The sequence below is a fragment of the Paenibacillus sp. VCA1 genome, from assembly GCF_031583795.1.
GTDB lineage: Bacteria > Bacillota > Bacilli > Paenibacillales > Paenibacillaceae > Paenibacillus_AQ > Paenibacillus_AQ albilobatus.
In genome coordinates this window covers 193,065-216,412 of the sequence record NZ_JAVLSX010000005.1, presented here as the reverse complement: position 1 = coordinate 216,412, position 23,348 = coordinate 193,065, and the positions used below count along the sequence as shown (strand labels likewise).

Genomic DNA, 23,348 nt, shown 5'->3' with positions numbered 1-23,348 from the left:
AACAAACAAAAATTATTATACCGATACCTTGGAAGCTTTGTCAATAGTTCGACCTTTACTTTGCCTTTTTGGAGTTTCGTTCGCACGGAACGGTCCATAGGTCCCCATACCGCTTATTGTTGCAGAGACGGCCGTCTTTTATGTTATATTGGACTGGAATGAACAAAGCGGATGGAGTTGAACTTGATGTCTGCCGTCGGAATTATCGTCGAATACAACCCTTTACATAACGGTCATGTCCATCATTTTAACAAAGCCAAGGAAATCACAGGCGCGGAGCACGCCGTCGCCGTACTGAGCGGCCCATTTCTTCAGCGCGGCGAACCGGGCATCGTCAGCAAATTCGCCCGGGCCGAAATGGCTCTGGCGATGGGGGCCGATCTCGTCCTCGAGCTCCCGGCCGCTTACGCCGTGCAGCCTGCGGAATGGTTTGCCTTCGGTGCCGTCTCCCTGCTGCACGCCACGGGCGTCGTGGACAGCCTTTGCTTCGGGACGGAAAGCGGCACGCTTGACCTGCTGCTTCCCCTCTCGCGGATCCTCGCGGAAGAAAGCCCGGAGCTTCAAGAGCGTATCGCATTTCATTTGCGGGACGGAATGAATTATCCCGCCGCATACAGCCGCGCCGCGGCGGAAGCTGCGAACATGCCAGGAGATGAAAGCGATGTGTTGCAGACGCTTCAGCAGCCGAACCACACGCTTGGCCTGCATTACCTGATCGCGCTGAACCGCCTGGGGAGCCCGATCCGCCCGCTGACCATCCCGAGAATCCATGCCGCGTATCATGACGAGCAGCCTTCCCATGCGGCGATCGCCAGCGCAACGGCAGTCCGGAAGATGATCGTGGAGCAGGATTTGGCGGCGGCCAGCCCCTATATCCCCGAATCGACGCTCCGCATTCTCGATCGGGAATTCCGTGAGGGACGCGGACCGGTCACCTGGAATTCCTTCCGCGGGTCGCTGGTGCATATCCTCCTGACCGGCGCACCGCAAGACTTGGCCGGTCTGCACGAGGTGACGGAAGGGCTGGAACACCGTCTGCGGCGGCTTCTGTTTACCCTGAAGGAACCAACCGTAGGCGAGCTGCTGCAAGCCCTCAAAACGAAACGTTACACGCATACGAAGCTTCAGCGGATGCTGACGCATATTATGCTTGGCCACACGAAACGGGAGATGTCCCCCGAAGCGCTTGCCGAAGGGCCGGGATATTTGCGCGTCCTGGGCTTTAACGGCCGGGGACGGCAGCTGTTGAAGCGAATGAAGAAGACCGCCTCCCTACCGGTCATCGTCAAGCCGTCTTCCTTCGAGCACCCCCAGCTCACGCTCGATCTCAGGGCTTCGGCGGCATACGCCAATGCGTTTCCGCACCCAACGACGCAGAGCATGTTCAGGGATTATCTTGAGGCGCCGATCCGTTATCCCGAATAAGGTTGGATTCCAACCCCCGGCGTCAGGATTTGGCCTGAAGTTTCTCCATATAGCCGATGGCATCCTCCAGCTTTTCCACCGGCACGAGTTTCATGCCGGTTTTTATTTTGTCCGCTTTCGCTTTCGCTTCCGCGTAATTATCCTTCGGTACGAAAAAGATTTCCGCATGTTTCCGGTCGGCGGCGACGATTTTATGCTGAACCCCGCCGATCGGGCCGACGTTGCCGTCCTTGTCGATCGTACCCGTGCCCGCAACCTGGTAACCTTTGGACAAATCACCCTTCGTCAGCTGATTGTAGATTTCCATCGTGAACATCAGGCCGGCGGACGGCCCGCCGACGCGGGTATTTTCGAAATTGACCTGCAGCCCCGGATCCCGGGATACGACTTTTTGCATCGTTGCGATCGTGACGCCAAGCCCCGGACGCGTTTTGTTGGTGTCCTTATCCTTCAGCTCGATCAGCTTCACGTTTTCCTCCAGCGTTTTGCCGCTCCGGATCAATTTGACGGTAACCTGATCCCCCACTTTTTTCGTTTGAAGCAGGTCGGCCAAGCTTTTATTGTCGGTCACCGGCTTCCCGTCGACTTCGGAAAGGCGGTCGCCCGGCTTGAAGTTTTTGCGTGCTTCGTCTCCTTCCGGCGTTGAAAAAATAAACAAATATTGCGGTTCGATGCTGTACGGAACATGCGCTTCATGGTACGCCGCTTCCATGGCCGAGGATTGCGAATCGCTCATCAGATATACCTGCTCCGCGGCATATTCGTCTTCGCTGCGGTCGCCCAATCGCGCCTGCTTTTTGTCGATTTCCGCGTTCGGATTAAATGCCGAAACGACAAGCATGACCAGATTGGCGTAACTCGCCGATACCGTCGTCATCATAAAAGCGCCTTTTTCCTCGGGGTCCCCTTTTTGGACGGAAAGCATCGGCTTGACTTCGTCCGCGCTTCCCGGCTGGTAAATGATATACGGCGTCGGCATGTAAACCGTCACGTATACCAGCAGGGCCACCGCAAAAATGTAGAGGATCAGGCGGGCCGATTCCCGTTTTTTCGTGCGCTGCATATTTTTCCCTTCTCTCATTCCATCCTGCTCCCCTGGTCTTATGGTTGTCTTTCCCGCATAGATTGTGTACTAGCTATGTTTACTCAGAAGAGGTGAAAATCATGAAAAAAAAAGCCCCTCTCCGCTTAACGCCCTCTGCCGCCACGGTGCTGCTAGGGGCAGGCGCCCTGGCGCTGGTGGCTGCCGTCGTCAGTTCTCCCGCACCGGCCTTTCAGGCTTCCCTGCAGGGTCTGCGATTATGGTGGCAGATCGTTTTTCCGGCGCTGCTTCCTTTTCTTGTTTTATCCGAAATATTGATCGCGTACGGCTGGATACATGCCTTGGGCGCATGGCTCGAGCCGCTGATGAAACGACTGTTCGGGCTTCCCGGCGTTGGCGGCTGGGTTCTGGCGATGGGCATGACGACGGGTTATCCCGGAGGAGCCCAATCCGCCCGGCGGCTGTTCGACCAAGGGGAATTAAGCGGTGAGGATGCCAACAGGCTCGCCGCCCTTTCCCATTTTTGCAACCCGATGCTGGTTCTCGTCGTCATCGCGACCGGATTGATGCACGAACCTTCGGCAGGGTATATCGTGCTGGCCGTTCATTGGGCCGCCGGTCTGCTCGCATTTCTTTTGCTCGGACGAAAGCGCCCCGCCGATAGCAAAACCTCGGGAAATGATGCAGGGAATAAAGGCAACCGCAAAGACGGGCGTTCACTGCTCGTCCGCTCCCTTCATGCCGCCAAGGTGGCCCATGCCAAAGACGCCCGCGGATTCGGAAGGCTGCTGGGCGATTCGGTCACGAACGCCGTGCAAACCTTGATGATGATCGGCGGCTATATCATTGTTTTTGCGGTCGTCATCCAAATCGCCAGCCGTTTTCTGCCGTCCGGCCTTCCCGCTTACGTGTTGTCCGGAGCTTTCGAGGTGCATCTCGGAACAAGGGACGCCAGCGCGGCGGTCTTTGCCGCGGATCGGATGCAGTGGTCCGTCATTTCGGCCCTGCTCGGCTTCGGCGGCATCTGCGCCATGCTGCAATCCATGTCGTTGCTGAGAAAGACGGGCATCCGCTGGTTCCGTTTCATGCTTGTCCGCCTGCTTCACGGCGCGCTCGCTTTCGCGGGCACTTGGTTCGCCTGGCCGCTTCTCCGCTATTTTCCGAAAAACGCGAGCAACGCGTTTAACGGCAACGGAGAGCTTGCGGCCGATTGGAGCGGTTATTTGACGTTATGGAAAATCGTGCCGCAGCTGTTTCAGTGGCAGGGTATGATGCTGGCCGCCATGCTGGTATGCTCGCTTTTGTTCATGCTGCTGCAGCCATCCCGCAAATTTCCGCGTTAGCCGCCGAATTTCAGGCGCAGCGCATCCTCCACCTCAGGCGGAACCAGATCCTTGACGTCCCCCTGATAGGCTGCGATCTCTCTGACAATGCTCGAGCTTAAATACGAATATTTCGGATTGGTCATCATAAAGACGGTTTCGGCATCCGGATTCAGCTTATGATTGGCGGACGCCATCTGCAGCTCGTATTCGAAATCCGTCACGGAGCGTACCCCGCGCACGATCGCTTGCGCGTTCCGCAGACGCACGTAATTGGCCGTCAGGTCATGAAAGCTGTCCACCTCCACATTGGGCAGGTGGGTCGTTACTTTTCGGATCAAATCCATCCTTTCTTCAAGCGAAAACAGCGGCTGTTTGCTCCGGTTGACCAGCACGGCGACCACCAGAACGTCAAATTGCCTTGCCGCGCGCTGAATGATGTCCAAATGGCCCATCGTGACCGGATCGAAACTTCCCGGATATACCGCGATTCTTTTATTCGTCGAGCTCATTCTCGGCCTCCCCGGCGGCTTCGTCTTCGGACGAGGCCGCATCATGTTCGTCATATTTGTAAATGGAAACCGCCGTTTCCCCGTACACCGCATGCCGGACGCAAGCAAAAGGGCCGAACTCGGCCGGGTATTCGTAACCCGATTCATGTTCGAGAACGATCGTCGCCCCGCTTGCCAGCATGTTTTTTTCGTGCATCGTTTCCATCAGCTTGTCTCCGTTTTTCATCCGGTACGGCGGGTCCAAAAACACGACGTCCAGCACGACCCCGCGCTTTGCGAGCGCTTTGAGCGCCCGTTCCGCCTCATTGCGGTACACTTCGGCCTTTTCCTCCAGCTTGGCGGCCTTCAGGTTGGCCCGGACCGTTTCGATGCTTTTCGGGTCCATGTCGATAAAAATCGCCTTTTCCATCCCCCGGCTCAGCGCCTCGATCGCAAGTCCTCCGGTCCCCGCGAACAGATCGAGGGCAACTCCCCCGTCAAAAAATGGACCGATCATGCTGAAAATCGCTTCCTTCACCTTATCCGTCGTCGGACGCGTCCCCATGCCCGGGACTGCCTTCAGCGGCCTTCCTTTGGCGCTCCCCGATACTACTCTCACGTTGTTTCACCCATTTTCGTCGTTAAAAATTCTTTTGTGCGATGCTGTCCATTCAGAAGTTCGCAGCATGCCTTTTTCTGACGAATATCGTACCACAACCAACCCGAATTTGAAAAATGAACCCCTCGGACAATTTTTTTGGAAAGGGATGTATAAAGAGGGCTATAAGGGGAATGCTTTAACTATCGACATCAACGAATGTCGTAGACAACCGCGGAAAGCTTACGTTTCCCCATAAGCTCTTCGTCCGGTTTCTCCTCTCCCATGAAAGGGCGTCCCGAAAGGGGCGCCCGATTTTATTGTCCAAAAACACCTTATAACTCAAGAATAAATCTCGACCTCCCTGTTCACATACTGCTGCGGATCGGCTAGTCTACTTTGATCAATTTCCCACCTATTCCTTAACCGGCGTTAATTAAAAGAGAAAAAAATGACGGCCTTAGGCAGCTCGTCATTGTCAATGCCAAGTGAATTTTCGAACTATCATCTGGACTTAAACGGGGTCGTTCGCACCCATACCCATTCCGAGGCCTTTAAGGAACCCCGCAGACAGAATAGGCCCGGTTGTCCTCCCGCCAACCCAGTCTTATGACTGCAAACATATCTAATAACAAAGGAAAGCAATCTGCCGGGAAAGAACCGCATCCGGAGCGGCCACCCGTTTGCGGACTATGCTGCGGCTCGACTACAATAAACGTAGGTTTTGTTTCCTCATGCGGTAAAAAGAAATCATACATATTGAAATCGAGGTGAACAATCAAGATGCAATTTCTTGACGGCGACAACAGGTGGACTCCGGAATTTTTGGATTACCTCGAAAAAACCGCCAAACCGTCGGTGAGGCTGAAGCTTACGAAAGAAACCGTACGGTTGACCGACAGCAAAGTAGGAGGAACGCCTTGGCTTCCGCCCCAATCTCCATGGCCCCGGGATGAAGACGGAAACGACTATCTGTTCATCGCCCAAATCAATTGGGCCCAATTGCCCCGCCTTGAAGGTTTCCCCGCCCGCGGATTGACGAGTCTTTTCGTGAAGCAGGACGATACGTTCGGTCTGTTTGACCAATCCTATCGCATCCTTCATGTTGAAGAAGCGGCCGAACTGGAAGATATCGATCCTTACCGCCCGGAAGATCCCGACTTGTACAGTCCGGTTTTGGGAGGGCCTTACAAGCTGACCGGAAACCTTGAGAAGCAGTACATCCCGCCAGTGGACCGGGGTTCCGACAAGTGGGATCTGCCCGCGTTCGACCGGGACGAAGCAGCCTACTCGAAATATTGGGATTTGGCGGATTCCAGCGGGTCGCGCATCGGAGGGTACCCTTATTTTGCGCAGGAGGACCCAAGACCGGAAGGGGACTGGGAACTTCTCCTTCAGTTGGACATCGAAGGCGACGACAAGCAGTATTATGTCTCTTGGGGAGATTCCGGCGTCGGCAATTTTTTTATCCGCCGGGAGGATTTGAAACGCTTGGATTTTTCGAACGTGTTCTATACCTGGGACTGCCTATAGTCATTCGTGACTGCGCTCGAAATCGGAACAAGCGACAATTAAGAAGAAGCAAACGAAAAGGCAGCTGATCTCCATGATGATTCATTTGACATACCGCTCCGGCGAATATCAGGTAAAGGGCTATCTCTCCCTTCCGTATGGATACAAGGTCGAACCGGAAATGCTGGAAGCGCATGTCCGCAACATATACGGCGGGGAACGGCTTCCCATGACCGTCATAGCGAACAACGTGGAGCGGGAGCGGCTGGATATCCATGAACGGAAGTGGCCCGTTCTCATTTATTGCCGCGGCGGCATCGGCAGAGTCGGGCAGGTGAAAACCGAGTGGCTCGAGCGATTTTCGCGGAGCGGGTTTATCGTTTTTGCCCCCGTATACCGGGGAACGCAAGGCGGAGAAGGGCGGGACGAATTCGGCGGCGCGGATATGGAAGACGTTCCGGCAGCATGCAGGCTGCTTGAGAGCCTCCCTTTCGTCGACCGGAACCGCATCGCGGCGATGGGCTTCTCCCGCGGCTCCATTAATGCGGCATATGCGGCGGCGGAAACGGGATACATCTCGCAGCTTGTCCTGTGGGGCGGCGTTTCGGATCTGGCCAAAACCTATGAGGAGCGGGTGGATCTGCGCCGGATGCTGAAGCGGGTCGTGGGCAATCCGAATAAATCCCCTTTGGCATACGAAACACGCTCCCCGATAAACATGGCAAAACGCATCCGCTGTCCGGTGCTGATCATCCACGGAAGCGAAGATGAGCAGGTCCATCCCGGCCATGGCCTTCGGATGTATGAACGGCTTAAGGAACTGGGCAAAGATGCAGAGCTGCACTGGTACGAGGGCTACGGCCACCATTTACCCTATGAAACGCATATGATGGCCATTAAACGGATGTTCGATTGGATCCGAAAACATCAGGCCTTTACTTAAAAACGGCAGGGCCGGCGTAAAAAACGCCGCGCGCCTGCCGTTTCCCTACAACGTCTTGCTTCGAATAAACTAAAAAGGGTTCGTTAAAAATCCCCCGACCGTTCCAATTCCTCACCGGCCTTAAGCAACCGTTTGCAAGCTTAACAGTCACAATGGACGAACAGCTGTTGTCCCCGAGCAAGATGGATTCTGATCCTGCGGTTGAACTCCTGGCAGCCGACAGTGACAACTCTCGCACTGCCTGCGCACGTAACTACGACGAATTCGCCCGGACGCAAGGTGATCCGTCGGGAGACGATCCCTATGCCGCATACCAGCCGGATGGTTTGGCCTCTGCGAAGACGGATTACGCGATTTTGTGCAACACGTCTATTTTTCATCTATGAATTCCCTCCTTTTCTATCAATAAATGAAAGAGGTAAAAGAATTGTAACGGCAGTTGTCTAAATTGTCATAATTGGTTTATCTATTCCATTCTCATGTGTGTTCTGATAGACTTCATTTGTATTATGCTTTTGGGAAAGGGGGATGAAGTTGCAGCCCAGATCGCCTTTAAAGGTTATATGCATGATGATCGCGGCGTGCTTTCTGCTGGCCTCCTGCTCGCGAAATTCCGACCCGGCCAAAGTCAATGTTGCGCAGAAAAAGGATGTCTGGTCCAATGCCGAAGTGACCCGCGAAAGCGTCAGGCTTGTTCTTGAACAAGCTGGAGGCGCCGGTGTCATCGCAGCGTCGCAAATCAAAGACATCCAGGTTCAAGGAGCCAACAACAAAACGATTACGGTCGATCTCAAGCATGAGTCCCCGGATCCGGATCAATTGATGAAAGATGCGGCGGCGACGCTCATCGCGTACAGCGGCATTTTGCTCGAGAACAAAGGCATCGGCACGGTGGAGGTTTGCTTGTACGGCAACCCGGAACCGGGAAACGCCAAACATGCAGCCAAGGAAACGATCTCTGTAGCGGTCAGCCGCGAGGATTTGCAAAAGGCGCGGGACGTCTTTCAAGCTCCGGTGGACGATTATGCCATGCTTTTTAAACATGCAAGCTGGTACAAGATCCACCCTCATCTATATAAGTCGCTTCATTATAAAGATCAGTTAAAAACGCGAGCTTACCTAAAATAACGATGAAAAAAGAAACGGATATGCCACTGCGGCATATCCGTTTCTTCAGTGAGGGAAGGCTTTCCGGCCGGCCGCCTCAAAAAAAGCGGCCCCGGCGTTATCGCATCGCCGGAGCCAAATCCGAACTATATATCAAAGGGGGGTTATACATATTAATATACAGAAAACGTTCCGGTGAAACATGAAAACAACCTTATATGCGGATTAAAGTTAAATAAAAAATCGTTTTACGGCAAACCGCGGATCCATCGGGAACGATTCGAGCGGGTACGCCACATTTTGCCGAGCTGTCATGACTTTAGTTACATATTTAGTAATGTTCGCTTTTTTGCTGCATATGATTTTTACGTGCCCTCGTGTTGGCATCGATTTTAAACGGAGGTGTGTGTGGATGAAGCTAAGAAGCGTCGATAATACCATTGTCGCCCTCATCGGGATCTGGTTTATCATTGCGCCGTGGATTGCAGGTTACTCCGATGACAAAGGGGCGTTATGGACGAGTGTCATTGTCGGGGCCGTTCAATTGATCGCATCCTTGTGGGCTTTTTCCGGGTCCGGATGGGGCTCCTGGCAAAACTGGATTTCGCTGCTTGCCGGCGTCTGGTTCATTGTTTTTCCGTTTGTTTACACCGTCGAATCCAACGTCATGTGGAGCAGCATCATTTTGGGTGCGGTGACCGTACTTCTCAATTTGATTACCTTGTCCGCCAAGGATTGACGGCCGGGCGAACCGGCCAAGGGCAAGGCAGGTTGTTGTAAGGCCAACAGGGGCGTCCAATCACCTGTGTTTCCCGCTTAAGTTTTACAGCCATCGCATGCGCAGATCCCGCTTCATTCGGGACTGCGCTATTTTTTCGTATGCAGCCTGGACGGATTCCAATGCGGCATGTATGTAAAATCGCCTGCAAGGCAGGCCTCGCTGAAGCCATGACAGGCGATCTCTTTCGGAAATCAACGGTCTTGCCGGAAGTACGAACCGATTACAGCCAGAAAGAACGCGTAATAATAACCAGCAAAATAAAGAGAACCAAAATGGCACCTGTAGAAGCGAAAGGATTGTAACAACCTACTCCGCCAACAACTCCGCTCATTCCATTCCCTCCTTCCATGTAGCATACTCTACAGTATGTGGGACACTGGACGTTTGGCATAGACTCCTCCCCAAATCGGGACGGAAAAACGCCTATTTTCAAGGACAAGCGCCGTTTTACACGTCTTTTTTGCCGATCACCGACGCCGTATACTTGGCCAAAATCGCTCCGAGCGTGCCGATATCCAGCGGATCCTCCGCTTTCCAATCCTCGCTGATCCCCGCATGGTCGATAAGCCACTGCCTTCCTGCTTCCTTCCATTGCGGCACGCTTCCTTTGGAACCGGGATTCGGCGTATCGTATGCATTCAATAGCTCCGCCTCGCTTCCTTTATATTCGTTTAAATCCACGTTTCCGTTGATTCCTGGCACGCTGCCTTTATTCGTATATTGAAGAAACTCCCATGAGACCCAGCCGCCTCTATTTGCGGGGACTCTGCTGCTGTAATAGGCGTACCATAGCGGGACGTTCCCCAGCGTGCCGTCTAACGACGTATCGATAAAGTCCGGATACGTGTATATCATCAGCGTTCTTCCCGTTTGCTGCTTGTATTGCTTCACCCACTCCTGCGCGATGGCCGTAATGTTCTCCCGCGTCCCGCCTTCTTTCGTTTCGATGTCAACGGCAAGAGGCAGCTTGAATGCTCCTAATCCCCCGGCGCTGTCGACGGTCTGCACGAAATGCTCCAGCTCAGCCTTGACTTCCGCCACGTTCCGAGCCCGCGTAAAATGATAAGCGCCTGTCAAAAGTCCGGCTGCCCGCGCCCCCTGCGCGTTGATTCTGAACCGGTCGTCGACCAGCTTCGGTCCTTCCGTCGCTTTCAGAAACGCGAAAGAGTAACCTGCGTTTTTAACCTGCTTCCAATCGATGACGCCCTGCCAATGCGAGACGTCGATTCCCTTGGCATGATAGCCGCTTCGGCTTTGCACAGCATCACCTCCACTTAGGTCTGCAGACCATGGATCTGCACGTACCTATATGTATGTATACTGTTATCCCCCCGTGTAGACGCTTCCTCCCCCGCCCGGGGAAAATGTGCGGCCGCCTTCGCTTTTAGAAAACGTTACAGGCACAGAAAAAGAAGCCCTTGAATAAAGGCCTCTTTCCCCAAGAAGTACATGTTCGTTTGTTTTAATAATGGAACGTTCCTTTGGAGCGCCCCCGTTGGTCTATTAATCCGGAATCCCCTTGCTCTCGGTATTTTCGCATCCATACCTTCAAACGGCCGATGTCGGCAATTCCCAACGCTTCGGCGACCTCTTTTTTGGTCATTCCTTGGAGACGCATGTTCACGGCCTTCTTCTTGGTATCCAAACTGTAAGAACAGAACGTCTGTCCCTTTTTGGCCATCCGTATCACCTCAACTACTTTATCGGCGGATGGCCTGCTGCATTTCATTGTATTCAAACAAATAGTTCTAAAGGCCCTTGTTTAAAATGGAAATCAAATACATTTTCCTTGTTTCGGTCGCAAAATAGTCTCCCGGACTTGCGCCTTCGGTTTCAAGGCAGCAGGTAGCCCTTATCGACGGCATCCCGAATGAGTCCGGTTACGAGCGCATGCAGATCCGGCAGCTCCTGCTTCAAGAAGCGGATCCGCTCCAGCACCCGGCCCGAGGTCACTTGATGCTCGCGCCAGGCCTTGCCTTCCGTATAATAATTGTGAAGCAGCGGCTGAATCCGGTCCATCGCTGCCGCATAACGGGCTTCGGCCGTTTCCCTGCGCTCGAATTCAAGCCAAAGCTCCATCATGTCGGCAGACTGGTCCGGCGGCAAAAGACCGAAAATCCGCCTTGCTGCCTGCTGCTCCCGTTCGAATTTGTCTTCATGCCCCTGAACGTCGTAGGCAAACGTATCGCCCGCATCGATTTCAACCACATCGTGGATCAGCAGCATTTTTATGACCCGCGGCAAGTCGAGTTTTTTCCCTTCGAGATGCTCCTCCAGCAGGCAAGCCATGAGCGTGATATGCCAGCTGTGCTCCGCATCGTTTTCACGCCGGGACGCGTCCAGCAAATACGTTTGCCGAAAAATCGTCTTCAGCTTGTCGACCTCGCGGATAAAAGCGAGCTGGCGGCTTAATCTTTCGTTCAACGGGTCTCCCTCCATTCGTCCCCTATGATTAACACGATCCCGTTTAGTATATATCGCAGCCGGTCCGAAAGACAGGCCAAGCTTTTTTTTCAGCAGCGAATAACCGCGGCAGGCTGTGGCCGCACCGGACGGTTTAAACTCTTTCGGCAGCGTGTCACCGGACCATTTTTTCCCGTGAACATGTAGAATATTCTGGTAAAACAGGCTATTATTCTATGTGGAGCCAATCCAGATCGGAATCCATTGGATAGACAGGTTTGCTTGCATGGAAGACACAACCGCACCGGAACACTCCGGAGCAATCAAAAAACAAAGCTTCGGATCAAAGGCAACAAAGGGATCGTGAATCGAATCTCGGCGCTAACGGCGCGGGACACAGGCTCCCGGCTGTCAATAAAGGGCATTATCGAATGCGATGGAGGTTTTATATGGGTAAAATTTTAGGTTTCATGCTGTTATGGAGACTGCTGGGGAACCCGTTCCTGGCCATTCTCGTCCTGCTTGTCATCGTCTATTTGCTCGACCGGCGTTTCGTCGGCATCTTTCCGAGCTTGACCAAACCTTTTAAACGGATGGGCCGAATTTCCAAGCTGCGCACCCAAATCGGCATGAATCCAAGCGACGTCTCGTCGAAACACGAGCTGGCAAGGCTTTTGATCGAGCGAAAAAAAGACGACGAGGCGTTGAAGCTGCTTCTGTCGATCCAGCCGCAATCGGAAGACTCGGCCGAATTTTGGGATGATCTTGGCACCGTTTATTTGCGGCAGGGTAACATCGGCGAAGGCGAAGCCTGCATCCTCAAGGCGCTGGAGATGAATCCCCGCGTCAAATACGGCCAGCCGTATCTGCGTTTGGCCGAAGTATACAAACACAGCGACCGCGCCAAGGCGGTCGAATACGTGCACCGCTTTCAGGAAATCCACTCTTCCTCTTGCGAAGGTTACTATCTGCTTGGCATGATGTACAAGTCGCTCGACCGAAAGGAGGAAGCCAGGGCCGCTTTTCAAGAATCGATCGACATCTACCGTTCCCTCCCGAAGTACAAAAAACGCCAGGAGCGGAAGTGGGCGGTGCTCAGCATGATCAAAAAATAAAAAACGACGAAAAAACAGACCCCGGACGGGTCTGTTTCGTTTTCCGGCAGGCCGAGTCAAGCGAGCGGATAATATCCCAGCCGGTTCAGATGCTCGGCAATGACCTTATACCCCTTGCCGTTCGGATGCAGATGGTCGAATGACAACAGCTCCCTTTCCCGGCCGTAAAAGGAGGAAAATATGTTGGCCGCAGCATATCCGCTGCCCCAATGTCCGCCCATGTAACCGTTGAACTGCTGCACCCACTGCGTGGCGGCAGCCACTTGCGGATAAGGGTTATAGAGACCGACGGCCCGAACGATATACGGCGTTCTGCTGCCGGATTTCAGCTGGCTGATCGTCTGCATGATCCCTGAAAAATTGGATTGGCATTGCGTGAGCGCCTTATTGAAATGCTGGGACATGTTTTGGGAAGGCGCGCTTTTCGCAGCCCGGATCAAATCGTTGCCGCCGATCGAAATCGTAATGATCTGCGCGTCCCTTAACGAAGCGCGCAGCCGCGGATGATGCCTGACATTGTCGTACAATTCCGAAGAGGTCAGCCCGTTGACCCCCCAGTTCTCGTAAGCCACCTGTTCCCCGATTCTCCGCTGCGCCAAGCTCCGGTAGGCCGGCACGAAGCCGTTGCCGGGCATCGCCCCGAATCCTACCGTCAGCGAGTCGCCGACAGCCGTGTATGGAATCGCCACAACCTTCGCCTCCTTCGCTTTTCCTGGATTCATCTATAGCATTGTATGAATCGGCCGGGAAAGTTGAAAGGGACAATACTCGGGGCTGTTCAAAGATTGGGCGAAAATGGGCGTAGGATGCGGATTCGTCCTATGAGGGCAAAGAGTTTCGCCCTATGCAAAAAACCGGCCCCCTTCGGGAACCGGCGCTGCTTGCCGCATTGGATCGAGTTATTCCTCTTCCGCCTCATCGACCTCGTAGACGCAGCGGAAGCGCTCCGTTCCGGGATACTGCTCGCCGAGGCTCTGCACGATGAAACCGATGTTCCGGTAAAAGTCGACGGCCTCTTCGTCCGTTTCCGCGATCACCCGCTTCGGTTTTTCCTTCGTCATCGCTTCCAGAATCATTCCTCTGCCGTACCCCAGCCCCCGATTTTCGGGGATGACGGAAATATGATGCACGATCAGGTCATTCCCCGATTTCTCGTAACCGATCATGCCGACGAGCAGCTCCCCGTCCTCATATCCGTACAGCTGCCAGGCGTCGTTCGATTCATAGGCTTGAACGGCTTGTTCGATCGACTTGTCATCCGGGAACACCGCGTAAGAAAACAACTCGGCGACCTGGGCTTTGCGTATGTATGATTTAATGTTTAACAGCATGTTTATGACCTCCACTTGATCCACTTCTTTGATTTCGTTTGCTGCCGTTACTTTACCCCGCTTCGCGAAAAATTTCAACTTTTTGCGTGAAATGAAAAAGCTTGTTCCGCCAAAACCATAAGCTTTAGGCATGAATGCGATGCTATAGCGATATTGAATCCGGCTTGCAAACAGGCGTACACTTGTTAAGAAAGAAAATGCTTCGTTTTCAATAATTTTCACGGAAAGAGGCTTTGCATCATGAGTTATATCCAACACGGTACCTCCGCATTTCGCAAAACGAGTTTGGCCCTTTTTGCAGGGGGTTTTAATACGTTTGCCATCCTTTATTATACCCAGCCGCTGATGCCCGAGTTCTCCAAGGAATTCGGCATTTCCCCGGTGACCGCCAGCCTTTCGCTGTCGCTGACGACGCTGGTGCTGGCCTTCAGCATGATCATCGTCGGTTCCCTCAGCGAATCCTGGGGACGCAAGCCGGTCATGACCGTCGCCATGATTGCCGCATCCGTTCTGACGCTTGCGACCGCGTGGGTTCCGAATTTTCATATGCTGCTGATCTTCCGGATCATCCTGGGCGCCGTCTTGGCCGGCCTTCCGGCCATCGCGATGGCTTACCTGGGCGAAGAAATCGCCCCAAGCAGCCTGGGGGCGGTGATGGGGCTGTACATCAGCGGCAATTCCATCGGCGGCATGGGCGGCCGGGTGATCACCGGAGCGCTGACGGATCTGTGGAATTGGCGGATCGCCGTCGCCGCGATCGGACTTCTCGGCCTGATCTTCAGCTTCGTCTTCCTGGCCCTGCTGCCGCCGTCCCGGCATTTCGAAGCCCGGCCGCTGCGGTTCAAGCCGCTGCTGCGTTCGCTTGGCAGCCAGTTCCGGGATCCCGGCCTGCTTATTTTGTACGCGCTTGGCTTTTTGCTGATGGGCAGTTTCGTTTCACTGTACAACTACATCGGTTACCAGCTGATCGCGCCGCCTTATTCCCTCAGCCAGACGCTGGTCGGATTCATTTTTATCGTTTATATAGCCGGAACCTTCAGCTCCACCTGGATGGGAAAAATGGCCGATGCGCACGGCAGGCCGCTCATGCTGCGGATCGGGCTCGCCATTTTTCTGAGCGGCGCGCTGCTTACGCTGAGTCCGCTGCTGGAGGTTAAAATCGCCGGCATCATCATTTTCACCTTCGGATTTTTTGGCTCCCATTCCATCGCCAGCTCCTGGATCGGCATTCGGGCCAAGCATGAAAAAGCGCAGGCATCCTCGCTTTATTTGTTTTTTTATTACGGTGGTTCGAGCGTCGGCGGCACGCTGGGCGGCACCTTCTGGGGGGCGTACGGCTGGCGCGGCGTAGTCGGCATGATCGCCGGCTTCCTGGCTGCCGCGCTGCTGCTGTCCACGCTGCTTGCCAAGCTTCAACGGCGCCACGCAGCCGCATGACCAGCACATCCCTTTAAACTAAAAAAGCCGGGCTAATGAGCGTAAATTGAAGTGCTCTGCCCGGCTTTTTCAGTCTGAAATCTTGAAATGGCGAACTATCGCATCAGCAGCTGTACGAACAAGACCCGGACGAGCCAGATGATCAGGCCCAGCAGCAGCAATAATTTCCCGGTATTGCGTTTTTCCTCGTGATCGCCCAGGAGGGCCACCAGACCGCCGACGATCATGCCCAAAATCGGATAGATGACCGTCGCAACCACCAGCATGGCCATCAGCCAGCCGCTGCCGGATAAATCAAACCGCAACCCCCGGTTTCGGGAAGGAACATATGGATCTTCTTCTAAAATATCGAAATCGTTGCCCGTTTTTAAGGGGCGCACGGCTTTGACCTGCTCAAGCGAAGCGCCGCAAACGATGCAGGAACCGGCTTTTTCATCGTTCGATGCGCCGCATCCGGGACAAATTTTTACAGGCAACCCACTCACCCTTTGCATACCCTATCGGTTTTCTTCAGTATAACAAAAAATGTAAATCGAGTCGCTAACCGATCGGCAACGGATGATGCATATAAACGGAGAAACTTACGATCGGCTTATGGCTCGAACTTTTCCAGCACGATGACCGCATTATGTCCCCCGAAACCGAAGGAATTGGATATGCCGACGCGAACGTTTTTCTCCCGGGCTTCGTTCGGCACAAAATCCAGGTCGCATTCCGGATCGGCCGTCTCCTGGTTGATCGTCGGCGGGATTTTGCCTTCGCGGATCATCTGCACCAGCGCGATCGCTTCCACGCCGCCGGCGGCGCCAAACATGTGGCCGATCATCGATTTGTTGGCCGTTACCGGAATCCGGTGGGCCGCTTCCCCGAACAGCCGCTTAATGGCCGCAACCTCGGACCGGTCCCCGACCTCCGTGCTCGTCGCATGGGCGCTGATCACGTCCACGTTTTCGGGCTCTATGGCCGCCTCTTGCAGCGCCAGCTTCATGGCCAGATAGGCCCCTTTTCCTTCCGGATGGGAAGCAACGACATGGTATGCATCAGACGTCGCGCCGTACCCGGTCACTTCCGCGTAGATCCGCGCACCGCGTTTTTGTGCATGGGACAAGCTTTCCAATACCAGGATGCCTGCTCCCTCTGCCATGACGAATCCGTCCCGCCCGGCATCAAACGGCCGGCTTGCCCGGGCGGGATCGCCGTCCCAGCCTGAAAGCGCGGTCGAGTTGCCGAATCCGGCCATCGATATTTCCGAGATCGCAGCTTCGGCGCCTCCGGCCAGAATAACGTCCGCACCGCCTGCGCGGATCAGCCGGAATGCTTCGCCGATCCCCGTGTTGCCGATCGAGCATGCCGTTACGGGGGAAAGGGTCGGGCCCTGCGCTCCCGTCCGAATGCTGATCATCGCGGCAGCCATGTTGGAGATCATCATCGGCACCAGCAGCGGGCTGACGCGGGACGGACCGCGCGAACGAAGAACCTCCGTCTGCTCCATCAAGGTGGATATGCCGCCGATGCCGGAGCCGACATAGACGCCCATCCGCTCCTTGTTCACCTGCTCTAGCGATAGGTTCGCGTCCCGAATCGCATCTTCGGCGGCCGCCATCGCAAACTGGCAGAAACGGTCCATGCGCCGGGCTTCCTTTTTACCGAAACGGGCATCGCCGTCAAAATCGCGCACCACGCCCGCCAGCGACGTTTCCATGCCTGAAGTGTCCCAATCGTCGATCCGTGAAATTCCCGACTTTCCTTGCAGCAGCGCATTCCAAAATGCCGAAACGTCGTTACCCAGCGGCGAGACCAAACCAGCTCCAGTGATGACAACTCTTTCCATACTCGATTCCTCCTGTACAATCCTTTATGGCATTATCTTTTCACAGGTGTTATCCTATTACAAGTTGCTCTTTATCCTATTATAATGAATACTATGCTGATACTTTGGGAGCTTAGCCGCTTTCATTCAAAGGGGGAAATACGATGAACCGCGACACCCGTCTCAAGGCGCTGTCGGCCTTCCTGACCGAGCAGCGCGCCAAAATCCAGCCCGAAACGGTCGGTTTGCCTTCAGGGGGACGCCGCCGTACGCCCGGGCTGCGCAGAGAAGAGGTCGCCCAGCTGGCCGGCGTCAGCAGTACCTGGTATACGTGGCTTGAGCAAGGCCGGGACATCAACGTTTCCTCGTCGGTGCTCGACTGTATCGCTTCCGCCCTGCGCCTGACGCCCGACGAGCGGAAATATTTGTTTGCCCTGGCCATGGAAACGCCGGCGAGCTCCATTTTGACGCAGCAGGAGGAGCCCAAGATCAGCCCGTCGCTGCAAAAAATGGTGGACGAGCTCCACTACTGCCCGACGATCATTTCCGACCGCCATTGTCAGATCGTAGGCTGGAACCGCGCGGCCTCCCACGTGTTTCTGGCCTTTGAACGGATTCCGCCGGAGCAGCGGAACATGATCCGCCTGCTGTTCACCCGCAAGGAATTCCGGCGGCTCGCGGTCAATTGGGAGCATTTTGTCATGGGTTTTCTTTCGATTTTCCGTTCCTATTACGGGCAATACGTGGAAGATGCCTGGTACGAGCAGTTTTTGCAGGAAATGGAGCAGGTCGATCCGGAATTTCTGCCTTTATGGAAGCACAGTCAGGTCAGCAGCGCCCCGGAGGTCGTCATCGAATTCCGGCATGCCAAAATGGGAAAAATGCTCTTTGACCTGACTTCGCTCCAAGTCCAGGGCGGGGCCGATCTCCGCTGCAGCGTATACACGCCTGCCGCCGGCTCCTCGACGGAAGCCAAGCTCAAACGGCTGATGAAAACATCGGCGGATGAAATGAACGTTCGGGGAGGATAAAATCATGGCTTTTGGTATAAACCGGAAAGAACTTGAAGCTTGGAAGCAGGCGGTCAGCCGGGGCGAAATCGCGTTTTTGACCCATTTCTGGCTTGATCCGCGATTTCCGGGAATGACGACGGTAACCAAAGTGGGCTGCTCGGACCTGGAACGGCTCAAATCATGGTGCGAGACGCACGGTTTGCCCTCCCGGCATATCCATAACCGGAATCCGTTTCCGCATTTTGACCTGATCGGTCCGAAGCAGAAGGAAATTTTGATCGAGGAGAAGCTTTGGGACCATGTGGAGCGGTTTAAGCTGTAAATGCGGACCTTTGCAAACGAAAAACAGCCCGTCCCTCCGCTTGTTCAAGCGCGGCGACGCGGCTGTTTTGCTGTCATCGATATGCATTTTTTTATCGCTTTTAGCGGCCGGCTTTAAAGCTCTCTTCGGCAGAAAGTCCAAGCTTTTTCAAAAGCTCGACGGCCTGTTTTTTCTCGTCCTCGTTCAGTCCTTCGACTGCATGAACAAGCACCTGCTGATGGTTCGGGAAAATCTTCCCGAAGAAATCGCGCCCTTCATCCGTCAAGTCCGCAAAAATGACGCGGCGGTCGTCCGGCGAGGCTTTGCGCACGAGCAGATTTTTTTTCTGCAGCTTATCGGCCACGTAAGTAATGTTTCCGCTGGAAATAAGCACCTTCTCGCCGATTTTTTGCAAAGGCTGCGGCCCTTTGTGGTACAGAAGATCAAGCACGCCAAACTCGGTGGTATTCAGCCCGTGGCTTTGAATATCGCGCGAGGAATGGGCTACGACCGAATTGTACGCGCGCGCGAGCACGATAAAGAGCTCCAGGGACAATTCGTCATTGTTCATTTTGTCTGCCATACGAGAAACCTCCAAAACTACTATCTTAATATAAAGATAGTGGAAAGCCGCCAAAATGTCAACGTCCGTTTACGTCCGGCGGATTCATGACGGTTACGGTACCGTCCTGACGCCCAATGACGGCCCGGGAGGCCATTCCGATAAACAGGCCGTTGTCCACGACGCCCGGCAGCGCCAGCAGCGTCCGGTGAAGCTCTGCGGGGTTTTCGATGACGCCGAAACGGCAGTCGGCAATGTAGTTGCCGTTATCCGTCACGTAGATGCGCTCGCCGTCCGTTCTCAGCATCGGTTTGGCCCCGAGTTTTTCCAGCGCGGCCATCGTCCATTCATTGGCAAAAGGAACGATTTCCACCGGCAGCGGGAAGCTGCCGAGCTTGTCCACGTACTTGCTTTCATCGGCGATGACGATCAATTCCTTGCTGTGGTACGCCACGATTTTCTCGCGCAGCAGCGCACCGCCGCCGCCTTTGATCAGGTGAAGCTCGCGGTCGAGCTCGTCGGCGCCGTCGATCGTCAAATCCAGCCCGTCGATGCGGTCAAAAGGAATCAAAGGGATGCCTTCCTCCTCCGCGAGCTTTTCCGAAGCCTTGGACGTCGCGACCGCCTGAATGTTCAGTCCCGCCCGAACGCGCTCGCCGATTTTGCGGATGGCCCAATAAGCCGTCGAACCCGTTCCCAGCCCGACGCGCATGCCGTCCTTGACGTATTCCACCGCTTTTTCCGCGGCCAGCTGTTTCATGTTCATACTCTCCACGCTCCTTAATCATGATTCATTCGATATTTCGGTTCATTAGGGATCTTGCCCATGACCTGATATAATCAGACATAAGATGACAGTCTTTGGAGGTATCGAACATGAGAACCGAAAATCAGATCAAATCCAAAATCAATGAACTTACGCTGCAAAAGAAATCCCTTATGGCCCGCATCGATTCGGCAGAACCGGACACGCCGGCGCATGCCTCGCTGAACGCCCAGCTTCTTCGGCTCGAAGACATGATCAGCATGCTGGAATGGGTGCTGCACGAACCGAGCGGAAGTTATCATATGTAGCGGTTGCCTGCCTGTGCGCTAACGCCGCAGTCTCCGCTCAAGCCGGACGACGGCTTGTTTTTCTTCCTCGTTCAAGATCGCCCCATCGAAGGCTGCGATGCGGACCGTCTCGCCCTTGGACGCCAATCCGGAGCAGGTATGCTCCATAATCTGCACCGCATGCTCCAGCTGCAGCTCGCCGATCGTGCCGTTCACCCGGCTTAAACGAACTTGCACCGTTCCCTCGGCTTCGCGGTACACCGCCTCAAGCAGCGGAGTCGCGTTTGCGCCTTCGCCTGTTTCGGCCTGGCGTTCGACCTGCACCGTGTACGAAGAAACGGCGGGAACGTCGCCTTTTTTGTCCTTCTGCTCCGCAATGATCCTCGAATTTCGCCATGCGAGGTAACCTGCCGCCGCAAGGATCAAAATTCCTATCACATATCCGACATAAACTAACAAGTCTTCACCTTCATCCATTCCATTCGTTTCGGCGTGCCGCCATCCGTCTAGGCATCATGCTAAAGCTTTTTCAGCATGTGGATGTCTTCGGGCTCCATTTGGAACAGTTCTTCATCCACCTGGTCGGTCACTTTGCCGCCGTTGGCCATGTAAAAATGAACCGCCGACTCCGTTTCCGTGGAAGAGATGTACAAATAGGACGCTCCGCGTTCTTTCGCCGCCTTGGAAAGCTCCTCCATGATTCGCGTTCCGATGCCCTGCCTGCGGTACGGGCGGCTGACGTACATCAGATCGACCTGCAGCCGGTCTTGATTTTCGCCGCGGAAACGGTGCCCGAGCACGCCGAAACCGGCGAGCGTATCCCCGTCGAAAGCGCCGTAGGCCGTTCCGCCGCGCTTCAGCTCATATTCGAAACGTTCCATCATTTCCTGCGCATGCCTTTCATCCCAGGTCGGGCATTCATGCCCTGCGGGGACGGCTTCAAGCACGCCATCGTTTATTTTATAAATGCTTCCGATCGTCTCCGATCTGTCGATTTGCCGGATCAAGCCGGATTCATGAAGCTGCATCGTTCTAATGATCATCGCTTGTTTCCTCCAATATGTTTGTTAGAATCCCTCCCTTTTGCCATAGTTGAATTTGGAAATGCGATGCGTCTTTTTGGAATAACCGTACACCCTCCTTTTTGATCCTATTATACGAGGATATTGCAAAAATCCAAAGAGCGACTTTCAATCATATATAAAGCGAAGATGTTTCGTCCGTCTAAATATTGGACCCGGGAACGGCCGGAATCGAATTTTGCAAAATCCTGATACAAAAAAAGAGCCTGCGGCTGAACAAGCCGAGGCCAAAAAAATAATGAAGAGAAGTCTACATTCATACATTACCCTGCGCAGCGGTCGTTAACCCGCAATCCGCCACGAAAAAGGTCAGAGATTCGCCGCAGACTTTTGGGTCTCGTAAAGCGGCGGCTTTTTCTGTCTGGAAAACCGGATTTGCGGAATGGCGATCCCGATAAAAATCAGCACGATGCCCATCCATTGCAGGCCGCTGACGTGTTCATGCACGAGAAGCACCGACGCGACCACCGCAGCGGGCAGCTCGGCGGCGCCAAGGATCGCTCCGGTTCCCGAGCCGACCTTCGGCATGCCGATCGCAAAGAAAACAACGGGTATCAAAATGCCGAGAAAGCCCAGCGTGATGCCATATTTCCATAAACCGGCGCCAAGGGCCCCATCCCATAAAAATGTTGGAGAAAACACCGACAACACGATCACGCCGGAGCCCGTCGTCATGAAAAAGCTTTTATTGAAAGCAGGCACTTCCGTTCCTACACGCCCACTGACAAACATGTACAGCGCAAACGTAAAGGCGGAGAGCAGCCCGAAGATGACGCCTTTCATGTCCAGCGCTCCGCTTTGTTGACCGATGACGCCTCCGGCGAGCAGCGTTCCCGCCAACAGCACAATGATGGAAGCGATTTTGCTCTTATTCGGGAAACGCCGGTCCGCTACCGCTTCCAGCAGCACGCCGATCCAGGTGAACTGGAATAAAAGGACGACGGCGATCGATGCGGGCAGCAGCTCAACGGCTTTTCCGTAAAATACCGAAGTGCCGCTCATCGTGATCCCGACGGCCAGCAGAGACAGCCACTGCTTCGGGGACAGCTTTTTGCGCGAAAAAACAAGCATTAAGATCAGCAAAAATGTCCAGCCGAATACGTATTGCCCGCCCAGCATTTGGCTGACGGTAAAACCTTCCTTCATGCCGACCTTCATGATCGAAGACAGCAAGCCGTAGCTGACCGCCCCGATCAAAATGAGCAGCGAATATTTAAGTTTGTTCATGTATGATTCCCCCTTTGATGCAAGCCGCGCAACAACCAAAAACCCCCCGTCGGAATAGACAGGGGGCGAACGAAACCGATGGCCGAGCCATCGTTAAAATTTCGCCACTCGCGAACGAATCGGAGTTTAAGACAGGTGCTGCGTCATGTTTATGTTGCGTATCTTGTTGCCTTCAAGATTGAATATTAAAACATTCTTCCGGGGGCGTCAATGAGTTACGTTACCAGAATAAAGGATGTCCCGCCGGACGGGTCAAGCGGATAGATTTCTTCCCAGCCTCCGTCCCTCCTTGCCCATATCCGCTGGTTCCGGCTTCCCCGGAACGGAATGGACAAGTCCCGCTGCTCAAGCTGGAAACGGCCGTCCACCAGCACGTCGCAGCAGTCGAGAAGCTCCTGTTTGTGGCGGTCGCCGCTTGCAAGCAGCTCCTCGAGCGTGTAGCCGGTATACGCCCAAATATGCTTTCCCCGCCCTTTCAGCTCCCTTGCCGCCAGGCTCATGCCCCGCGCCTGCAGGAAAGGGTCGCCGCCCGAGAGCGTGATGTCCGTCAGCGGGTTGCTCCCCGCTTCCCGGACGACTTCGGCGATGCTCAAGCGCCTGCCGCTGCGCAGCTTCCACGATTCCGGGTTGTGGCAGCCGGCGCACCGGTGCGGACATCCTGCGCAAAAAATGACGGTACGAAGCCCTTCGCCGTCCACGACGCTGTCATGTACGATATCCATGATCCATACCGTTGCCTCCCCTTCACGGGAAAATGCCGGAACAAACTCCGTTTCCGTACCCATATGCCTTC

At 54.5% G+C, this 23,348-nt stretch carries 28 protein-coding genes; 11 read left to right on the top strand and 17 right to left on the bottom strand.

The features are described 5' to 3' along the window. Nucleotides 1–186: 186 nt before the first annotated feature. On the top strand, nucleotides 187–1,425 hold the full coding sequence (locus RJP21_RS12840) for a nucleotidyltransferase (protein WP_310859633.1): 1,239 nt from the start codon (nucleotides 187–189) through the stop codon (nucleotides 1,423–1,425). Between the two features lie 22 nt (nucleotides 1,426–1,447). Here RJP21_RS12840 and RJP21_RS12835 read toward each other — a convergent pair whose 3' ends face one another. Further along, nucleotides 1,448–2,488 (bottom strand): SepM family pheromone-processing serine protease, encoded by a 1,041-nt coding sequence (locus RJP21_RS12835; protein WP_397386218.1) that lies wholly within the window; start codon nucleotides 2,486–2,488, stop codon nucleotides 1,448–1,450. 101 nt (nucleotides 2,489–2,589) lie between these two features. Between RJP21_RS12835 and RJP21_RS12830 the strand changes: the two genes are divergently transcribed. After that, complete coding sequence (locus tag RJP21_RS12830) at nucleotides 2,590–3,810, top strand: nucleoside recognition domain-containing protein (protein WP_310859631.1); 1,221 nt, start codon at nucleotides 2,590–2,592, stop codon at nucleotides 3,808–3,810. Here the strand turns inward: RJP21_RS12830 and coaD are convergent. Both coaD and rsmD read right to left on the bottom strand, forming a co-directional pair. After that, complete coding sequence (gene coaD / locus RJP21_RS12825; RefSeq protein WP_160037337.1) at nucleotides 3,807–4,301, bottom strand: pantetheine-phosphate adenylyltransferase; 495 nt, start codon at nucleotides 4,299–4,301, stop codon at nucleotides 3,807–3,809. The genes RJP21_RS12830 and coaD overlap by 4 nt on opposite strands. Then, nucleotides 4,285–4,899, bottom strand: a complete 615-nt coding sequence (gene rsmD, locus RJP21_RS12820; protein WP_310859630.1) for a 16S rRNA (guanine(966)-N(2))-methyltransferase RsmD — start codon at nucleotides 4,897–4,899, stop codon at nucleotides 4,285–4,287. Before rsmD ends, coaD begins: the two co-directional genes overlap by 17 nt. A 762-nt stretch (nucleotides 4,900–5,661) precedes the next feature. Here rsmD and RJP21_RS12815 point away from each other — a divergent pair. From RJP21_RS12815 to RJP21_RS12800, 4 genes are all read left to right on the top strand, one after another. Then, nucleotides 5,662–6,411: a YwqG family protein gene (locus RJP21_RS12815; protein ID WP_310859629.1), complete on the top strand. Its 750-nt coding sequence runs from the start codon at nucleotides 5,662–5,664 to the stop codon at nucleotides 6,409–6,411. Nucleotides 6,412–6,484: 73 nt separating this feature from the next. Continuing rightward, the gene (locus RJP21_RS12810; protein ID WP_310859628.1) at nucleotides 6,485–7,333 is read left to right on the top strand and encodes an alpha/beta hydrolase family protein; all 849 of its coding nucleotides are present in this window, start codon (nucleotides 6,485–6,487) and stop codon (nucleotides 7,331–7,333) included. 534 nt (nucleotides 7,334–7,867) lie between these two features. Then, nucleotides 7,868–8,461, top strand: a complete 594-nt coding sequence (locus RJP21_RS12805) for a hypothetical protein (protein WP_310859627.1) — start codon at nucleotides 7,868–7,870, stop codon at nucleotides 8,459–8,461. 391 nt (nucleotides 8,462–8,852) lie between these two features. Continuing rightward, nucleotides 8,853–9,179 (top strand): SPW repeat protein, encoded by a 327-nt coding sequence (locus RJP21_RS12800; RefSeq protein ID WP_036711775.1) that lies wholly within the window; start codon nucleotides 8,853–8,855, stop codon nucleotides 9,177–9,179. Nucleotides 9,180–9,441: 262 nt separating this feature from the next. On the opposite strand, the gene RJP21_RS12795 is transcribed toward RJP21_RS12800, so the two are convergent. From RJP21_RS12795 to RJP21_RS12780, 4 genes are all read right to left on the bottom strand, one after another. Then, complete coding sequence (locus RJP21_RS12795; RefSeq protein WP_201452276.1) at nucleotides 9,442–9,552, bottom strand: sporulation protein YjcZ; 111 nt, start codon at nucleotides 9,550–9,552, stop codon at nucleotides 9,442–9,444. Nucleotides 9,553–9,668: 116 nt separating this feature from the next. Beyond that, nucleotides 9,669–10,481, bottom strand: coding sequence for a glycoside hydrolase family 25 protein (locus RJP21_RS12790; protein WP_310859626.1), 813 nt, complete (start codon nucleotides 10,479–10,481; stop codon nucleotides 9,669–9,671). 202 nt (nucleotides 10,482–10,683) lie between these two features. After that, nucleotides 10,684–10,902, bottom strand: coding sequence for a helix-turn-helix domain-containing protein (locus RJP21_RS12785; RefSeq protein ID WP_160045639.1), 219 nt, complete (start codon nucleotides 10,900–10,902; stop codon nucleotides 10,684–10,686). Between the two features lie 152 nt (nucleotides 10,903–11,054). Beyond that, on the bottom strand, nucleotides 11,055–11,645 hold the full coding sequence (locus tag RJP21_RS12780) for an HD domain-containing protein (RefSeq protein ID WP_310859625.1): 591 nt from the start codon (nucleotides 11,643–11,645) through the stop codon (nucleotides 11,055–11,057). A gap of 428 nt (nucleotides 11,646–12,073) precedes the next feature. Between RJP21_RS12780 and RJP21_RS12775 the strand changes: the two genes are divergently transcribed. Beyond that, on the top strand, nucleotides 12,074–12,739 hold the full coding sequence (locus RJP21_RS12775) for a tetratricopeptide repeat protein (RefSeq protein WP_310859624.1): 666 nt from the start codon (nucleotides 12,074–12,076) through the stop codon (nucleotides 12,737–12,739). Nucleotides 12,740–12,795: 56 nt separating this feature from the next. Here the strand turns inward: RJP21_RS12775 and RJP21_RS12770 are convergent, their stop codons facing one another. Together RJP21_RS12770 and RJP21_RS12765 are read right to left on the bottom strand one after the other, a co-directional pair. Further along, nucleotides 12,796–13,428, bottom strand: coding sequence for an SGNH/GDSL hydrolase family protein (locus RJP21_RS12770; protein WP_310859623.1), 633 nt, complete (start codon nucleotides 13,426–13,428; stop codon nucleotides 12,796–12,798). 210 nt (nucleotides 13,429–13,638) lie between these two features. Beyond that, a complete protein-coding gene (locus RJP21_RS12765; RefSeq protein ID WP_310859622.1) occupies nucleotides 13,639–14,070 on the bottom strand; it encodes a GNAT family N-acetyltransferase in 432 nt (143 codons plus the stop codon). 240 nt (nucleotides 14,071–14,310) lie between these two features. On the opposite strand from RJP21_RS12765, the gene RJP21_RS12760 reads away from it, so the two are divergent. Beyond that, the gene (locus RJP21_RS12760) at nucleotides 14,311–15,507 is read left to right on the top strand and encodes an MFS transporter (protein ID WP_310859621.1); all 1,197 of its coding nucleotides are present in this window, start codon (nucleotides 14,311–14,313) and stop codon (nucleotides 15,505–15,507) included. 95 nt (nucleotides 15,508–15,602) lie between these two features. Here RJP21_RS12760 and RJP21_RS12755 read toward each other — a convergent pair whose 3' ends face one another. Beyond that, nucleotides 15,603–15,983, bottom strand: coding sequence for a hypothetical protein (locus RJP21_RS12755; RefSeq protein WP_310859620.1), 381 nt, complete (start codon nucleotides 15,981–15,983; stop codon nucleotides 15,603–15,605). A gap of 116 nt (nucleotides 15,984–16,099) precedes the next feature. After that, nucleotides 16,100–17,338, bottom strand: a complete 1,239-nt coding sequence (gene fabF / locus RJP21_RS12750) for a beta-ketoacyl-ACP synthase II (RefSeq protein WP_310859619.1) — start codon at nucleotides 17,336–17,338, stop codon at nucleotides 16,100–16,102. 143 nt (nucleotides 17,339–17,481) lie between these two features. Between fabF and RJP21_RS12745 the strand changes: the two genes are divergently transcribed. Continuing rightward, on the top strand, nucleotides 17,482–18,348 hold the full coding sequence (locus tag RJP21_RS12745) for a helix-turn-helix transcriptional regulator (protein WP_310859618.1): 867 nt from the start codon (nucleotides 17,482–17,484) through the stop codon (nucleotides 18,346–18,348). A gap of 4 nt (nucleotides 18,349–18,352) precedes the next feature. Next, the gene (locus RJP21_RS12740; RefSeq protein ID WP_310859617.1) at nucleotides 18,353–18,652 is read left to right on the top strand and encodes a hypothetical protein; all 300 of its coding nucleotides are present in this window, start codon (nucleotides 18,353–18,355) and stop codon (nucleotides 18,650–18,652) included. 100 nt (nucleotides 18,653–18,752) lie between these two features. On the opposite strand, the gene RJP21_RS12735 is transcribed toward RJP21_RS12740, so the two are convergent. Both RJP21_RS12735 and rpiA read right to left on the bottom strand, forming a co-directional pair. Beyond that, entirely contained in the window at nucleotides 18,753–19,214 is a 462-nt protein-coding gene (locus tag RJP21_RS12735) for a MarR family winged helix-turn-helix transcriptional regulator (RefSeq protein ID WP_160039894.1), read from the bottom strand. Between the two features lie 58 nt (nucleotides 19,215–19,272). Then, entirely contained in the window at nucleotides 19,273–19,959 is a 687-nt protein-coding gene (gene rpiA / locus RJP21_RS12730; RefSeq protein WP_310859616.1) for a ribose-5-phosphate isomerase RpiA, read from the bottom strand. Nucleotides 19,960–20,069: 110 nt separating this feature from the next. On the opposite strand from rpiA, the gene RJP21_RS12725 reads away from it, so the two are divergent. Further along, nucleotides 20,070–20,267, top strand: a complete 198-nt coding sequence (locus RJP21_RS12725) for a hypothetical protein (protein ID WP_160039898.1) — start codon at nucleotides 20,070–20,072, stop codon at nucleotides 20,265–20,267. Between the two features lie 18 nt (nucleotides 20,268–20,285). Here RJP21_RS12725 and RJP21_RS12720 read toward each other — a convergent pair whose 3' ends face one another. From RJP21_RS12720 to nrdG, 4 genes are all read right to left on the bottom strand, one after another. Then, nucleotides 20,286–20,705, bottom strand: coding sequence for a hypothetical protein (locus RJP21_RS12720; protein ID WP_160039900.1), 420 nt, complete (start codon nucleotides 20,703–20,705; stop codon nucleotides 20,286–20,288). A gap of 59 nt (nucleotides 20,706–20,764) precedes the next feature. Beyond that, nucleotides 20,765–21,289, bottom strand: a complete 525-nt coding sequence (locus RJP21_RS12715) for a GNAT family N-acetyltransferase (protein ID WP_160039902.1) — start codon at nucleotides 21,287–21,289, stop codon at nucleotides 20,765–20,767. 348 nt (nucleotides 21,290–21,637) lie between these two features. Then, nucleotides 21,638–22,555 (bottom strand): EamA family transporter, encoded by a 918-nt coding sequence (locus RJP21_RS12710; RefSeq protein ID WP_310859615.1) that lies wholly within the window; start codon nucleotides 22,553–22,555, stop codon nucleotides 21,638–21,640. 215 nt (nucleotides 22,556–22,770) lie between these two features. Further along, complete coding sequence (gene nrdG / locus RJP21_RS12705) at nucleotides 22,771–23,340, bottom strand: anaerobic ribonucleoside-triphosphate reductase activating protein (RefSeq protein WP_310859614.1); 570 nt, start codon at nucleotides 23,338–23,340, stop codon at nucleotides 22,771–22,773. Nucleotides 23,341–23,348: the final 8 nt, after the last annotated feature.